The sequence below is a fragment of the Janthinobacterium sp. 35 genome (assembly GCF_002754575.1).
In the GTDB taxonomy this organism is placed as follows: Bacteria; Pseudomonadota; Gammaproteobacteria; order Burkholderiales; family Burkholderiaceae_D; genus Janthinobacterium; species Janthinobacterium tructae.
Genome location: NZ_PEFN01000001.1, coordinates 6,113,139 through 6,126,495, shown reverse-complemented (window position 1 = coordinate 6,126,495; position 13,357 = coordinate 6,113,139). Strand labels below are relative to the sequence as shown.

General features: G+C 59.5%; 19 protein-coding genes and 1 pseudogene. 15 read left to right on the top strand and 5 right to left on the bottom strand.

The annotated features are described in order from the left end of the window. Positions 1-20: 20 nt before the first annotated feature. The 3 genes from CLU93_RS28000 to CLU93_RS27070 all read right to left on the bottom strand — a co-directional run bounded on the left by CLU93_RS28000 (position 21) and on the right by CLU93_RS27070 (position 2,381). Positions 21-758: a hypothetical protein gene (locus tag CLU93_RS28000; protein WP_143451842.1), complete on the bottom strand. Its 738-nt coding sequence runs from the start codon at positions 756-758 to the stop codon at positions 21-23. A 141-nt stretch (positions 759-899) separates the two neighbouring features. Next, positions 900-1,592 carry a hypothetical protein gene (locus CLU93_RS27075; protein WP_143451841.1) on the bottom strand — a complete coding sequence of 231 codons (693 nt, stop codon included), beginning with the start codon at positions 1,590-1,592 and terminating at the stop codon, positions 900-902. Positions 1,593-1,610: 18 nt separating this feature from the next. After that, entirely contained in the window at positions 1,611-2,381 is a 771-nt protein-coding gene (locus CLU93_RS27070) for a S24 family peptidase (protein WP_143451840.1), read from the bottom strand. An 84-nt stretch (positions 2,382-2,465) separates the two neighbouring features. Here CLU93_RS27070 and CLU93_RS27065 point away from each other — a divergent pair, with 84 nt between their 5' ends. From CLU93_RS27065 to CLU93_RS28735, 8 genes and pseudogenes are all read left to right on the top strand, one after another. Further along, on the top strand, positions 2,466-2,786 hold the full coding sequence (locus tag CLU93_RS27065) for a transcriptional regulator (RefSeq protein WP_099764149.1): 321 nt from the start codon (positions 2,466-2,468) through the stop codon (positions 2,784-2,786). 204 nt (positions 2,787-2,990) lie between these two features. After that, a complete protein-coding gene (locus tag CLU93_RS27060; protein WP_099764148.1) occupies positions 2,991-3,281 on the top strand; it encodes a hypothetical protein in 291 nt (96 codons plus the stop codon). 17 nt (positions 3,282-3,298) lie between these two features. After that, entirely contained in the window at positions 3,299-3,514 is a 216-nt protein-coding gene (locus CLU93_RS27055; protein WP_099764147.1) for a hypothetical protein, read from the top strand. Positions 3,515-3,590: 76 nt separating this feature from the next. Continuing rightward, positions 3,591-3,830, top strand: a pseudogene (locus CLU93_RS27050) (helix-turn-helix domain-containing protein); the annotation flags it as partial. Positions 3,831-3,850: 20 nt separating this feature from the next. Beyond that, a complete protein-coding gene (locus CLU93_RS28380; RefSeq protein WP_180287967.1) occupies positions 3,851-4,015 on the top strand; it encodes a hypothetical protein in 165 nt (54 codons plus the stop codon). A gap of 52 nt (positions 4,016-4,067) precedes the next feature. Further along, complete coding sequence (locus tag CLU93_RS27045) at positions 4,068-4,751, top strand: phage regulatory protein/antirepressor Ant (protein ID WP_099764145.1); 684 nt, start codon at positions 4,068-4,070, stop codon at positions 4,749-4,751. Next, entirely contained in the window at positions 4,748-5,194 is a 447-nt protein-coding gene (locus CLU93_RS27040; RefSeq protein ID WP_143451839.1) for a MarR family transcriptional regulator, read from the top strand. The genes CLU93_RS27045 and CLU93_RS27040 overlap by 4 nt, the downstream gene beginning before the upstream one ends. An 86-nt stretch (positions 5,195-5,280) precedes the next feature. Beyond that, positions 5,281-7,662 (top strand): DNA cytosine methyltransferase, encoded by a 2,382-nt coding sequence (locus CLU93_RS28735; protein ID WP_373629868.1) that lies wholly within the window; start codon positions 5,281-5,283, stop codon positions 7,660-7,662. 2 nt (positions 7,663-7,664) lie between these two features. Here CLU93_RS28735 and CLU93_RS27025 read toward each other — a convergent pair whose 3' ends face one another. Next, the gene (locus CLU93_RS27025) at positions 7,665-8,000 is read right to left on the bottom strand and encodes a hypothetical protein (RefSeq protein WP_099764143.1); all 336 of its coding nucleotides are present in this window, start codon (positions 7,998-8,000) and stop codon (positions 7,665-7,667) included. Positions 8,001-8,035: 35 nt separating this feature from the next. Here CLU93_RS27025 and CLU93_RS27020 point away from each other — a divergent pair, with 35 nt between their 5' ends. Continuing rightward, positions 8,036-8,461 (top strand): hypothetical protein, encoded by a 426-nt coding sequence (locus tag CLU93_RS27020; protein WP_099764142.1) that lies wholly within the window; start codon positions 8,036-8,038, stop codon positions 8,459-8,461. Positions 8,462-8,487: 26 nt separating this feature from the next. On the opposite strand, the gene CLU93_RS27015 is transcribed toward CLU93_RS27020, so the two are convergent. Next, entirely contained in the window at positions 8,488-9,093 is a 606-nt protein-coding gene (locus tag CLU93_RS27015) for a hypothetical protein (protein ID WP_099764141.1), read from the bottom strand. Positions 9,094-9,164: 71 nt separating this feature from the next. Between CLU93_RS27015 and CLU93_RS27010 the strand changes: the two genes are divergently transcribed. The 6 genes from CLU93_RS27010 to CLU93_RS26990 are packed head-to-tail and all read left to right on the top strand — an operon-like array spanning position 9,165 to position 13,292. Further along, positions 9,165-9,638, top strand: a complete 474-nt coding sequence (locus tag CLU93_RS27010; protein WP_218968367.1) for a nuclease domain-containing protein — start codon at positions 9,165-9,167, stop codon at positions 9,636-9,638. Continuing rightward, positions 9,635-10,822: a DNA-methyltransferase gene (locus CLU93_RS27005; protein WP_099764140.1), complete on the top strand. Its 1,188-nt coding sequence runs from the start codon at positions 9,635-9,637 to the stop codon at positions 10,820-10,822. Before CLU93_RS27010 ends, CLU93_RS27005 begins: the two co-directional genes overlap by 4 nt. Next, complete coding sequence (locus CLU93_RS28730; RefSeq protein WP_257225111.1) at positions 10,819-10,950, top strand: hypothetical protein; 132 nt, start codon at positions 10,819-10,821, stop codon at positions 10,948-10,950. The genes CLU93_RS27005 and CLU93_RS28730 overlap by 4 nt, the downstream gene beginning before the upstream one ends. Continuing rightward, positions 10,947-11,717 (top strand): hypothetical protein, encoded by a 771-nt coding sequence (locus CLU93_RS27000; protein WP_099764139.1) that lies wholly within the window; start codon positions 10,947-10,949, stop codon positions 11,715-11,717. Before CLU93_RS28730 ends, CLU93_RS27000 begins: the two co-directional genes overlap by 4 nt. A 34-nt stretch (positions 11,718-11,751) precedes the next feature. Continuing rightward, complete coding sequence (locus tag CLU93_RS26995; RefSeq protein WP_099764138.1) at positions 11,752-12,528, top strand: hypothetical protein; 777 nt, start codon at positions 11,752-11,754, stop codon at positions 12,526-12,528. Then, entirely contained in the window at positions 12,525-13,292 is a 768-nt protein-coding gene (locus tag CLU93_RS26990) for a hypothetical protein (protein WP_099764137.1), read from the top strand. Before CLU93_RS26995 ends, CLU93_RS26990 begins: the two co-directional genes overlap by 4 nt. Positions 13,293-13,357: the final 65 nt, after the last annotated feature.

Here is a 13,357-nt window from a genome sequence, read left to right as displayed (position 1 = left end):
CCCGCTGGCGCGAGCGATGCTTAGCGATTTAGATTTTCTTCGATGAATGAGCGGAACCCTAAATAAACCAGCATGCGCTTGCTGCGACACAGGTCCTTACTAAGTTTATTGCTTGTCGATACTTTGCAGGTAGGGACAATGGTTACAGTTTCGATAGTGCCCCGCCCAGGAGTTTTTACAATCGAGATACCTATTTTTCCGTTTTCAGTGGGGTTGTATGTTTCGATAATCGTATCTGTTGCGACTTGGATTTTTTGATCGGAATTGCGGGCAGTATATATTTGTGCAAGGGAAAAAACTTTCGTACACATTGTTTTATCTGCGCATGTGACGACAGATTCGACTGCGGCCTTTTTCTCTTCTTCTATATCAGCGAGGACTTTGGCCCGCTCCTCATTCTCGGCCTTCCTATCGGCAAGTCCTTTGGCCTCAAGTTTTGCGATGCGCTCGTCTTCAAATTTTTTGAACGCTGCCTGGCTAAATATTCCACCTTCCGGGATGCCGTAGATTACTCCATCCTTTAGTTGAAATCTGATTGAGCCATTGCGAGTTCCATTGTAGGTCTGCGCGTTTCCTCTGCGCCAATCGGCGAATTCCGATGTTTGATGACTGGGAGTCATGCTGAGAATTTGGGATGCCTGGGAAACAGTCATACCGTTTTTAACCAAATTCGCATTTTCTCGGGCTGTTCTAAATTCGGAAGCCGCACAACCTACCAAGAAAACAACCATAAATACTGTAGCGAGAAATTTTTTCATAATCCATTATTGTTCAGCATGTGCGTGCTGTTTCGCCGCAGCATTATATGATAAATTGGCAACTGGGAATCTAGCGAATTGTCACTTGTCAGCAGCTCGCGCACCAAGTGCTTGAGGTCGGCGATGCGATGAACATCATGTTTAATTTTGAATCGACGTAACCACGCCGTTTTCCAGATAAATATAATTGCCGCCGCCATACACCCATTGCTCATGTACGCCGTACGTGCCAGTGCTGCGATTGACGCTCTCCGGCCCGCCCCAGTTGGATGCGCGAACCTGCTTTGCGGTCATTCCAATACGGACTCCGCCACGAGCTTTCCATGCGGCATTGGCATTTGTCGCTTTGGTTTTAGACTTTTTCTCCGCAATGCGTAATTCATCTGGTGATATTGGCAGGATGTATTCAACAAAATTATGCCTGGGCTTCCCAATCTCATATAGGTCATCAAAAAGAGCGTATTTTTTCGGGTCGTTATGGAATAGTATGCCCTCTTCTAAATATGCAATTTTTCCATCGGGGAAAGTTATCTTGACGTAATTTCGATATCTATGAGTTGCAAAGCCAATAACTGAAAAGCTGGTCGCCTCCGTCACCACGAATTTTTCACTGCCGATAGAGCCGTCTTCCTCTGCGCCAATAAATTCCTTCCGGCTAATTGCAGAAGCATTCGGCGCGATCCAAAACTTCGCACCTGCCATTTTTTCACGCGCCGCCAGCAGAGTTGCTTGTTTAAGCTCTGCTGCTGAGGCGGCATTCTGTGTCAATGATGCGTATTGCGCATAGGCTGGGACGCTTACGAGGGCGACTAGCGCCAAGATTAAATTTTTCATAATCATTCTAGTCGTGAATTAAAGCCGGTCTTTGAAATTGCGCGCCTCAAACCGCACTATGCGCCCAACAATAATGCAATCACCGCCACGGCAAAGCCTTCTCGCGTATCGTGGGTCGCCATTTTCGGACGTCATGTACCATTCGCGCCCCTCATATTTGAGGCGCTTAATGACGGGCTCGCCATTGAAATTGATGGCGTAGACGCCCCCACTTACCTTTTTATTATCTGCGATATTTACCACGGCGATATCGCCTTGGTAAAGCAGGGGCTGCATGCTATCGCCTCGCACTTTGATGGCAATAAGACAGTGTGGGACGTAATCATTTTCCTCGACCCATTGCAATGGTACATCTAAGGTGCCGCCATCTTCAAAATTTTGCTCCACTTCAAATCCCATGATCCCGGCCTGCAAGTGCATTGTGACCAGTTTGATGGGAATCGTTGCATGGATGGCTTCGCCTACGGTGACGCGGCGGGCGCCGGGCAACAGAGGGTGGGCAGGGGAGGTAGACACGGGATCGCCGTGATCTTGAGGAATATCCTCAATCTGGTCGTCGCTGTGGTCGGCATCCATCCATCCTTCCGGCTTGCCGCAACCGGCCTCCAGCTTGCGAGCCAACTTATCGCCCACGCCACGCGCGGTACCGGTAGATGACTTCGCACTATTCAATATTTGGCTGAGATACATGGGTGCCGTGGCTGCGCGTTGAGCCACGGCGTCCGCCGTCCTGAATTCGTTGACGAGCGTTCGGAGATTTTCGATGCGGATTTCTTTAGATGTAGCCATATGGGCATTTAATAGCAAAACGCTTTATATAGGAATATGCAAATTGCTATTGCAAGAGTAAAAGCAAATTGCTATAGTGAGGTTATGAAACTCATCGAATACGTCAAAGGTCGCGGGTCCCAGCGCGACTTAGCCGACAAGATCGGCATCACTCCAGTGCTTATTAGCCAATGGGCGAATGCGTTGCGGCCAGTTCCTCCTGAGCGCTGCGTCGAGATCGAACGCGCTACGGGAGGCGAGGTTTCCCGTAAAGACCTACGCCCAGCAGACTGGCACAAAATCTGGCCCGAGCTGGTCGCTGTCGATCCCGGCCACGCCGGCCGCCAACCGCCCAGCACCAACGCCATCTTCGACACCGTGCCGCTGCGGGCCGCTGTCGGCATCGACGTGGGGGCCAAGCCATGATCCGCCTAATCCCAATTTACCCGCCGCGCCCGGCGGACGACTTCGAGCGCATTTCGCTGCTCGAACCGCACCAGATGCCTTGCGGCGTGCCGCTTGAGGAGTGCGCATTGCCAGCCTGCGAGCGCCCACCGTAAAACAGCACCAAGTACCAACCTGCATTTCGCTGTACCCAAACCCTGTAACACCGACCACCAGGAGAAAACCATGAAGCTGAAACAAAAACGCACCGCGCTCGTCAAGGGCTATGTCACCGATGAACACAAAGATGCACTGCAAGCGGCCTGCGCGGCCAAGGGCAAATCCGTCAGCGACGTGCTGAACGAATGCACCATCGTAATCATCCGCAATCACCTGGACGCCAGGCCGAAACGGAATGATACGCCGCCGTTTTCCAGCGGAGCTAGGCCCAAATCAATAAATAACAGGGCCCAGATTTCGCCGGCACCGCGCCCGTGCTTTGGCGTCGTCCCGCGCGTCGTGCGGATGCGGGTTTAACGGCATGGAGGCAGCTATTGAATAAACCAGCCGAGGTCACCGCCGAGGAAAAGGAGCTGGTTTTCCAGCGTTCGATGATTTACCGCCAGGCCGAGAAAGACTTGCAGGGCGCCAAGGACGGGGAGGGCGAGAGTGCGGCGAAGGCCGCGCACAAGGAGGCGCGCCAGAAATGGCGCGATGCCACCGACAGGGTGGCGAAGAAATATGAGGTGCCGCAGCGCGAGCCGCCATAACGCAGCCGCACCCGACTGCTACAGCATCGCATGGCCGGATACGGTCACTTTAATCACTATCAATATGGAACATGACATGACGCAAACAACTGCAATTACGCCGTATCGCTCGCTGGACAACGCTGCTGGCAACAACGAGCTGCTCGACACGCTGCTGGCCAAAGGCCCAAAGAGCGACGCCGCCCTGGCCCGCGCGCTGGAAGTGGCGCCGCCCGTGATTTCCAGGATTCGCCACGGCCGCCTGCCGATTGGCGCCTCGCTGCTGATCCGCATGCACGAGGTGTTCGACGTGTCGATCCGCGAGCTCAAGCGCATCGCGCGCGCCGAGGTGACGGCTTGACCTGGGCGACGATGCAACTGGAAGGCGGCGCGCAAGCGCGGGCCGAGCAGGGCGATCAGCTGCAGGAACAGGCCGAGCGCGAACTGCCGGTCGACCCCGGCCACGTGCGGACGCGCCAGCACTACGAAGCAATGCTGCAAGAACTGCAAAGCCAGAAATGAAAAAAGCCCGCTGGCAGGCGGGCTTCCTTAAAACACTACGTGAGAACACACGATGGAAATGATTATACCGCAGTCATTGCTGATGACCAGCAGGGAGATCGCCGAGCTGACCGGGAAGGAACACCGGAACGTTGCGCGCGATACCAAGGCTATGCTCCAGGTGCTGAAATTGAACCTGCTCAGTTTTGAGCAGGTCTACAGGGCCGGAAATGGCCAGTCGCAGACGGAGTATCTGCTCCCGAAGGACCTGACGTTGACGCTGGTTTCCGGCTACAACGTAGTCATGCGCAAGCGTATTATCGACCGCTGGCTCGAACTGGAAGTGGCGCCTCAGCCGTTTGAGCTGTCGCGCATGGACCTGATCCAGCTGGCGCTGCGCGCTGAAACCGAGAACATCGCGCTGGCGGCCAAGATCGCCATCGACGCGCCGAAAGTCCGTTTTGCAGAAACCATTCGTGCCATTGATGGCGTGTGCCATATCGAAAAGGTAGCCAAGACCATCGGTATCGGCCGCACCAAGTTTTTCCGCCGCCTGCGCGAGGATCATATTTTGATCAGTGGTAGCAACCTGCCATATCAGAAATACATCGACAAGGGCTATTTCACAGTCATCGAAGGCAACCCTTTTCGCGACAGCAAGGGCGTCGAGCATCCCACCTTCACCGCCATGGTGACCGGTGCTGGCCAGGTCTTCCTGGTGCGCAAATACGCGAAAGCCGGGGAGGCGGAATCATGAATGACCGCTCAAATACTAAAGCGGCGTGCTTGCTTGGCGCGCAAGCTGACATAGCCTCCACGCGCAATTCCGCCAACGCCGACCGCGCCGCCGATATCCTGGCCACGGTCAAGCGCTGCGGCGCCGCAACCATTGGCGATATCGCCCTAGACCTGACGCTTCACCGCGAAACCGTGCGCAAGCGCCTGGCCAAACTGGTCAAGGCCGGTCAACTGGTGCTGATCGAGCCAGCTGCTGCGCACGTTCGCGCCCTGTACGGCATGCCTGACTTGGACGACCAGGACGAATTCGACCTTTATCGCAATCGCAGCAGCAACTGGCCGCGCGGCGAGCACGGCCGTGATCCGTTGGTGGCAGCTATTTTCGGCGCGCCGGTGACAATGATCACTTCCAGTCCGCCATGCGCTCATTTTGCTCCAGAGTTTGCCGGGGGGTGCCCATGAAGCGCGATGCTTTCACCATGTCCCTCGACCTGGGTACAGAGTTAATTATCGACAACTTTGCGGGCGGAGGCGGGACCAGCACCGGCTTGGAGCAGGCATTCGGCCGGCCGGTCGATATCGCCATCAACCACGATCCCGAAGCGCTGGCCATGCATGCCGCGAACCACCCACATACCACGCACCTGTGCGAGAGCGTGTGGGACGTCGACCCGATCAAGGTGACGGGCAATCGCCCAGTCGGCCTGGTTTGGCTGTCGCCCGACTGCAAGCACTTCAGCAAGGCCAAGGGCGGCAAGCCCGTCGAAAAGCGCATCCGTGGCCTGGCCTGGGTGACGTTGCGCTGGGCGGCCAAGTGCAAGCCGCGCGTGATCATGCTGGAAAACGTCGAGGAATTCAAAACGTGGGGCCCGCTGCTGATCGCCGCCGACGGCAGCGCGAAGCCTGACCCGGCCAAGAAGGGCAAGACCTTCGACAGCTTTATCCGCCAGCTGCGCGCGCACGGCTATACCGTCGACTACCGCGAAATGCGCGGCTGCGACCACGACACGCCCACCATCCGCAAGCGCTTCTTCCTGGTGGCGCGCCGCGACGGCATCGCCATCAAGTGGCCGGAGCCTACCCATGGCGCACCGGACAGCATCGGCGTGCGCGCCGGCAAGCTGCTGCCGTACCGCACGGCGGCCGAGTGCATCGACTTCAGCCTGCCGTGCCCGTCGATCTTCGAGCGCGACCGGCCGCTGGCGCCGGCCACGCTGCGCCGTATCGCCAAGGGGATCATGCGGTATGTGGTCGACGCGGCGGATCCGTTCATCGTCGGCGCCGGCGGCCCGGCACGTGCTGGCGAGCCACGCCCGACGGCCAAGCCGTTCGGCACGCTGCTGGCGCGCAATGACAGCTATTTCTGCGCGCCGACCATTGTCCCGGTCACGCACCAGGGCGGCGATCGCACGGAATCAATCGGCGAGCCGTTCCGCACCATCACCGGCGCACACCGCGGCGAGAAGGCGCTGGGCGTGGCCACGCTGGTGCAGGTTGGATATGGCGAACGGCCGACGCTCTACCACTGCAAGGCTTGCGGCGACAAATTCCACGACCAGCACGCTACTGGCGCCGGCGGATTGGCGCCCGCCGAATGCCCGCGCTGCGGGGAAGAGGAAAACGTCGTGCTGGTGCACGCGGCACAGGAGCCGCGCGCGCTCGACATTGAAAAGCCGCTGGGCACGGTGGTGGGTGCGGCATCGAAGCATGCGCTGATCGAAGCAGAGCTTGCGCCATTCGTCATGACCAATACCACCGGCCATCCCGGCGCCGGCGCCGACATGCCGGTACCAACGATAACCGCTGCCGGCAACCAGGCGCTGGTATCGGCGCTGCTGACTGGCGTCGGCGGCCGGGCCGGCCAGAGCCGTCCGCGCGGCGTGGACGAGCCCACGGCGACGGCGACCTCGAAGGCTGACGCGGCGCTGATCACGGCGGTGCTGGTCGATGCCGCCCACGGCGAGGTATCGCCAAGCGGCGCAAAGCGCTGGGGCACCGGCGCGCACGACGTCGAGGCGCCGCTGGGCACCGTGACGGCCAGCGGCAACAAGGCCGTGGCCACCGCGTTCCTGGCCAAGCATTATACGGGCGTCGTGGGCTCCGACCTGGCCGACCCTATCGGCACGGTCACCGCATGCGACCACCACAGCCTGGTGACAGCTTTCTTGACGGAGCATGCCAATGCGAGCACACAGCGCGTGATGCCGGTTGATGCGCCGCTGCGGACGATCTGCGCCCAGGTAAAGGGTGGACATTTCTCGATGGTGTCGGCGCATATCACCAAATTCCGCACCGGCGCCACCGGCAGCGACATGAACACGCCGCTGCCGACGATCACCGCCGGGCCGAAGGAAAACCCAGCTGGAGCGCCGCATGCGCTGGGCATCGTCACGGCACACATCCAGCGCGACATGGGCGCCAGTGTCGGCCACGCCGCTGATGCGCCGCTTGGCACGGTCACGGCCGGAGGCGGCGGTAAGGCGGCGCTGGTCACGAGCAACATGATCAAGCTGCGCGGCACCAGCACAGCGGCCGGCACCGACGAGCCGCTGGGCACCGTCAGCGCTGGCGGCCAGCACCACGCCGAGGTGCGCTCGTTCTTGCTGGCCTACTACGGCGCCAGCGAGACGCACAGCCTCACCGACCCGCTCAATACGGTCACGAGCCGCGACAGGTTCGGCCTGGTGACTATCCAAGGCCAGGACTATCAGATCGTGGATATCGGCCTGCGCATGCTGCAGCCGCGCGAACTGTTTCGCGCCCAGGGTTTCCCCGACGATTACATCATCGGCGACGACCCGTCCCAGGGCCTGAAACTGACAAAGTCGGCCCAGGTGCGCATGTGCGGCAACTCAGTTTGCCCACCCATGGCTAAGGCACTGATCCTCGCCAACTTCGCGCATGAGCGCGAGATTGCGAGGGTGGCGTGATTTTATATCTTAGTCAAGTGAGGCATCGGAATAGGGGAAATCACAAAGGTGCTTCCGTTGTTTCCCTGCTTAAACACAAAGCCCCAAGTGAATGCGTCATCAATAGGTACCCAAAATACCTTAGGCCCCTGCTTGTAATCGCCTTCCCAGCCGACTCTGGCGGCAGCGGCTTCAGCCAATTCAACACTTTCCATAAACTCATCGGGATCAATGCCTTTTGGTCCGGGAGGCCCGAATCGAAGTTTGGTGATGTCGTTCTTAAGCCGAGTCACGGCCGCTTGGACACTCTCCAAGTTCCCCCATCCGTTATCGATCGGTCCAATGTGATAAGCAAACATATAAATCTCCAAGGTTGGCGAAAAGGAATCCTATCATGATGTACGACTTGGCCAGAAACGACCGCGCTCATATCGCCAATCAGTCTGCACCGGCCTATTCTCTTGTCCGCAAGGTCTGCGCCTGCGGCAAGGCCAGCACCGCCAAGCAACTGGCCCAGCACGGCAAATGCGCCGCCTGCGCGCTGGCCGCCGTACGCGACGCGATCTTGCCTGGCGACTTCGCCAAGCTGCAGCACATGCTGGGCGCCGTGAAGGGCAAGCCGAAGTATCACTGGGGTTTGCGCAATTACTTTGCCGCCGGCGGCGGGCAGGCGCGTGAGGCCATGCAGCGCCTGGTGTCCGCCGGCCTGGCTACGGCCGGACGCGCCGCCAATGAAATGACGTACTTCCACGCCACCCGCCTGGGCTGCAAGGCTGCTGGCCTCGATGGTGCTGGCATCAAGCGCGCGATGGAGGATTGACGGTGAAGAGATCCGAACCGTTTGAATTACACAATGCTGCATTCGTTATGGCTCAGAAAAGCATCGATCTCATTCCTGTATCCCGTGAGTCGGTCGCTGGCGTCAATCATTCGCCTACCAGTATGAATGCACATATAAACAATGTCCTCGTCGATTTCACCTTCATTGCCGCGACGAGTGATTTCTTTTTTACACCAATCAAGTTCCGTCAAAACGGTTGCCACTTTAGCGGCGACATTATTGGGCAAAACTATAAGCGCTGCGACATCGGTAAACAAAATTTCAGGAAGTCCAGCGAGCATATCCGCGCACCACTTTACCCGGCCAATTTCGCCGACCTTAGTGGTTTGGAGATTTTCTCCGATTGCTTTCACTTTGATTTGAATTTCTGCGATCTTCAGAATAATGCCTGCGCAAACAATGAGAGCGAGATCTCTTTCTCGACTCAATTTGTCCCGCTTTTCGGCTGTCGCAAGCCAGATTGTTCCGAGCAATGTCCCTGTAGTTCCGATTGCGGCTATCCAGTAAGCCCACTCCGCGACGCCCATTTTGCACCAAGGTATGCCGTTATATCCGGCTACGCCTATGGCGGCGGCTATAACCATGATCGCCCACTTATCGTACCAAGCCATTCCGCCTCCAATTTAAGTTGGCGGAATCGTAACACGTTGAGTATTGGTGGTGGGAAATGAAGCGCTCACCCATGAAGCCCGGCACCGGCCTGAAGCGCACGGCCTTCGCGCGCGGCGAGCGCATCGAGGCGCGCGAAGTGTCAAAGCTCAAGCGCACCTCGCCCATGTCCAGCACAGGCATGCTCTCCGTGCAGTCGCACCAGCGCACGGCGCCGAAGCGCAAGGCCGGCTTGAAAACCAAAGGCCCGCGCTCGACGCCGATCCGGAACGCCGCGCGCGGCCAGGACTGCACGCTGCGCCTGGCCGTCTGCAACTTCGACCCCGACACCACTGTGCTCTGCCACAGCAATTTCCTGGCAGACGGGAAGGGCATGGGCCTGAAGGCGCCAGACACGGCCGCCGCGTTCGGCTGCAGCGCATGCCACGACGTGCTCGACGGCCGGCGCCCGCGCCCGGCTGATCTGTCGCTGGCCGGCCTGGAGGCTGCCTTTCGCGCGGCCATTGGCCGCACACACGAAATCCTGAAAGCTGAGGGACTCTTATGACTGTAACAATAATGATTGGCGACGTGCGCGAGCAGCTGCGCGCGCTGCCAGCCGAATCTGTGCACTGCATCGTCACCAGCCCGCCATATTGGGGTTTGCGCGACTACGGCGTCGACGGCCAGATCGGTCTGGAGTCCACCCCTGCGGAGTTTATCGAGGTGATGGTCGACGTTTTCAATGAGGCGCGGCGCGTGCTGCGCGCTGACGGCACTTGCTGGATCAATATGGGCGACAGCTACGCGAGCAAGCCAAACGGCCCAGCAGGTGCTGGCGGCCACAAGGGCAACAATCCGCACGTGGCTGTGCGCACGGCGCATGCACGTCGTTCCAGCAGCATCCCCTTGGGCTTCAAGCACAAGGATCTATGCATGATGCCGCACCGCCTGGCCATCGCATTGCAGGACGCCGGCTGGTGGGTGCGCCAGGATATCGTCTGGAGCAAGCCGAACCCGATGCCGGAGTCGGTGCGCGACCGCTGCACCAAGTCACACGAATACATATTCCTGCTCAGCAAGAGCGAGAAATATTTCTACGACGCTGAAGCCATCAAGGAGCCGGCCGCTGGCGCCGCAGACCACCCGCGAAACAGCTTCGGCACCAAGAATTACGACGTGCCGGGCCAGAAACCGCAGAAGCGCACAGCTCGCGGCGTCGGGTTTGGTCATGGCACCGATGCCGATGCGCGTCAACGTGGCCGCGTCATGGCTTGCAGCAAGGACGACGGGCGCGACGAGCAGGGCTTGCGCACGGCCGCGCGCATGGGCGGTGGCGCCGGCTTCCGTGAGGATCCCGCAGCCCGCCCAGATATGCGCAACAAGCGTAGCGTCTGGACCATGGCCACGCATTCGTTCGCCGAGGCCCACTTCGCCACGTTTCCGCCCGAACTACCGGAAATCTGCATCCGCGCTGGCTGCCCGCCTGGCGGCACGGTGCTGGATCCCTTCTTCGGTGCCGGCACCACCGGCCTTGTCGCAGATCGCCTGCAGCGCGATTGCATTGGCATCGAACTGAACCCGGCCTACGCCGAGATCGCGCGCAAGCGCATCCAAGGGGAATCAAGCTTGCTCGCAGACGTCCAGGTGGTGGTCGGCACGCCTGCGCCTCGTGTCGGCGAAGCGCACTTGTCACTGATTCCTGAGGTCGACCCTCGGCAAATCACAATATTCGAAATGGAAGCAGTATGAGCAAATCACAATCTATCATTCAGCGGCACTGGCGCAGCAAGTACTGGATCCGCAAGGCGGGCGCCGTGGGTGATCCGCTGGTGGCTGCGCTGTTCGGCGCGGTGCGCGTGCAGGAGGCTCGCCCATGATCCATTATCACGGACTGCCCATCACGCCGGCCACGGCCGCCGTGCGCGCCGTCAGCGGCGGGCATGCCTTCGTTTCGTTCCGTCATCCAGACCAATTGACCATAGCGTTGGAGGTGGCGCAGTCGTTCGCCGTCGACAATGGGGCGTTTTCAGCCTGGCGCAGCGGCCAGCCGATCACAGACTGGTCACTTTTTTACGAATGGGTGGGCGAGTTGCACCGTTACCCAAATTTCGATTTCGCGGTAATCCCTGACGTCATCGATGGCAGCGAGGTCGACAACGACGCGTTGCTGGCCGAATGGCCCTGGCGCACGTCGGCACCGCATGTTGGCGCGCCAGTGTGGCATTTGCACGAATCGCTGGGCCGCCTGGACTGCCTCGTCAACGAATGGCCGCGCATCTGCCTTGGCAGCTCGGGCGAGTTTGCGCAGATCGGCACAACGGCCTGGTGGACGCGCATGGCACAGGCGATGGACGTCATCTGCGACAAGGCTGGCCGGCCAGCATGCAAGCTGCACGGCCTGCGCATGCTGGACCCAGCCATCTTCTCGCGCTTCCCGTTCGCCAGTGCTGATAGCACGAACATCGGGCAAAACGTGGGTATCGATTCGGCTTGGCGCGGCACCTACACGCCGCCAACCAAGGAGGCGAGGGCGGCCATCATGCGCGAGCGGATCGAGTCGCACCAGGCCCTCACATTCTGGAGCCGCAAGGCGGCGCCGATTCAAGAATCACTGTTTATGGAGGCCTTGCATGGCTCGAATTAGATCAATTAAGCCAGAACTCCCCCAATCCGAAAGTATGGGCAAAGTCAGCCGCGATGCGCGCCTGCTTTTTATCTTGACCTGGACGCTCGCCGACGATGAGGGGAGGCTTCGCGGAAGTTCGCGAATGCTCGCGAGCCTTCTTTTTCCCTACGATGACGACGCGCCGAGCCTGATCGACGGGTGGATCGCAGAATTGGTCGCTGAAGGCTGCGTCTACGTCTATTCCGTCGAGGGTTCGACCTACATGCAAATCGCTAAGTGGTTGAATCATCAGAAGATTGACAAGCCGAGCAAGTCAAAAATACCTGAATTCGTGGAACCCTCGCGAAATGTCGCGAATGCTCGTGGTGGGATCAAGGATCAAGGATCTAAGGATCAAGGATCAGAGGAAAGGATCGAAGGACAGGAAAACACCACTGTCGAGCAAACCCAGCTCGACGCCGTGAAAACGATCTTCGCTTTCTGGCAAAAAGTCATGGACTCGCCCAGGTCGGTTCTGGACGACAAACGCAAGCGGGTCATCACCAAGGCGCTCAAAGGCTATACGCCGGCCGACATCTGCAAAGCCATCCGTGGCTGCTCCAAGACGCCACACAACATGGGTCAGAATGCGCAGAAAACGAAGTACAACGGCTTGGACCTGATTCTGCGGGATGCTGACCATATCGACCGCTTCATCCGCAACGACGCTGGCCAGGCTCGCGCAAACGCCTGCAGCGAATCGATCGAAGACACGAATGCCCGCGTGATGCGTGAGTTGATGGGCGGCGGATCGACTGTCGGCGAAATCATCGACATGGTGCACGCATGAACGCCGCCGACACGCAGCGCTTCATGCAGGTGCTGGCTGAAACGCTGGCTGCCTACGGCAAGCCGCTGCCGGAGACTGCGATGGTCCGCGCCTGGATGTCCAACCTTGAGCCCTATCCGCTGCGCACGGTCGAGGCGGCCATGCATGCCTACCGCGACGAGAACGGGGAATTTGCGCCGGTACCGGCCGGTATCGCGAAGCGCTGCAAGCTCATGGACGGTCGCCCAGGTGCAGAGGAGGCCTGGGCCATCGCGCTGACCAGCCAGGACGAAATGGCCAGCGTGGTCTGGACGACCGAAATCGCCGAGGCATTCCGCATCTGCCGGCCGGTGCTCGACTCCAGCGGCGCCATCAGCGCGCGCAAGCCATTCCTGGAGGCCTACGAGCGCATCGTTGCCGCTGCCCGCGCGGCGCGGCGCCCGGCTGACTGGGTGGCATCCGTGGGCTGGGACAAGAACCGGCACGTCGAGGTGCTGGGCAACGCGGTGAGGGCAGGGCTGCTGCCTGCGCCTGCCGTGGCTGGCTTGTTGCAGGGCAAGCAGGATCAAACGCCGGACGATGCCGCGCGCGCCCAGCTTGCCACGATCAAAAAAATGATTGCCGATGGCGCAGCCGCGAAGGAGGCGGCACGCCTGCAGCGCGTTGAGCAGCAGCGCCTGGCCGACGAGGAGTTCAAGCGGTCGACCGCCGAGCGCGTGCAGCTTTACATGGTTGGCAACAGAAATGCACCTGAGCAGACAAGGGCGAATGACTCACAGGATTGACCAGAGGTGCTGCCACGCTGCGCAATAGGTGTGGCGGCTACCAAGTGACCTACCCATCATAAAAA

Bases quoted from the DNA above. Each gene is read 5' to 3' on its own strand.
- CLU93_RS27060 (WP_099764148.1), top strand. From the start codon at position 2,991: ATGAAGCTGAAACAAAAACGCACCGCGCTCGTCAAGGGCTATGTCACC.
- CLU93_RS27020 (WP_099764142.1), top strand. From the start codon at position 8,036: ATGATGTACGACTTGGCCAGAAACGACCGCGCTCATATCGCCAATCAG.
- CLU93_RS27025 (WP_099764143.1), bottom strand. From the start codon at position 8,000: ATGTTTGCTTATCACATTGGACCGATCGATAACGGATGGGGGAACTTG.
- CLU93_RS27040 (WP_143451839.1), top strand. From the start codon at position 4,748: ATGAATGACCGCTCAAATACTAAAGCGGCGTGCTTGCTTGGCGCGCAA.
- CLU93_RS27015 (WP_099764141.1), bottom strand. From the start codon at position 9,093: ATGGCTTGGTACGATAAGTGGGCGATCATGGTTATAGCCGCCGCCATA.
- CLU93_RS27065 (WP_099764149.1), top strand. From the start codon at position 2,466: ATGAAACTCATCGAATACGTCAAAGGTCGCGGGTCCCAGCGCGACTTA.
- CLU93_RS27005 (WP_099764140.1), top strand. From the start codon at position 9,635: ATGACTGTAACAATAATGATTGGCGACGTGCGCGAGCAGCTGCGCGCG.
- CLU93_RS27010 (WP_218968367.1), top strand. From the start codon at position 9,165: ATGAAGCCCGGCACCGGCCTGAAGCGCACGGCCTTCGCGCGCGGCGAG.
- CLU93_RS27070 (WP_143451840.1), bottom strand. From the start codon at position 2,381: ATGGCTACATCTAAAGAAATCCGCATCGAAAATCTCCGAACGCTCGTC.
- CLU93_RS28000 (WP_143451842.1), bottom strand. From the start codon at position 758: ATGAAAAAATTTCTCGCTACAGTATTTATGGTTGTTTTCTTGGTAGGT.
- CLU93_RS28730 (WP_257225111.1), top strand. From the start codon at position 10,819: ATGAGCAAATCACAATCTATCATTCAGCGGCACTGGCGCAGCAAGTAC.
- CLU93_RS27045 (WP_099764145.1), top strand. From the start codon at position 4,068: ATGGAAATGATTATACCGCAGTCATTGCTGATGACCAGCAGGGAGATC.
- CLU93_RS26990 (WP_099764137.1), top strand. From the start codon at position 12,525: ATGAACGCCGCCGACACGCAGCGCTTCATGCAGGTGCTGGCTGAAACG.
- CLU93_RS26995 (WP_099764138.1), top strand. From the start codon at position 11,752: ATGGGCAAAGTCAGCCGCGATGCGCGCCTGCTTTTTATCTTGACCTGG.
- CLU93_RS27000 (WP_099764139.1), top strand. From the start codon at position 10,947: ATGATCCATTATCACGGACTGCCCATCACGCCGGCCACGGCCGCCGTG.
- CLU93_RS27075 (WP_143451841.1), bottom strand. From the start codon at position 1,592: ATGAAAAATTTAATCTTGGCGCTAGTCGCCCTCGTAAGCGTCCCAGCC.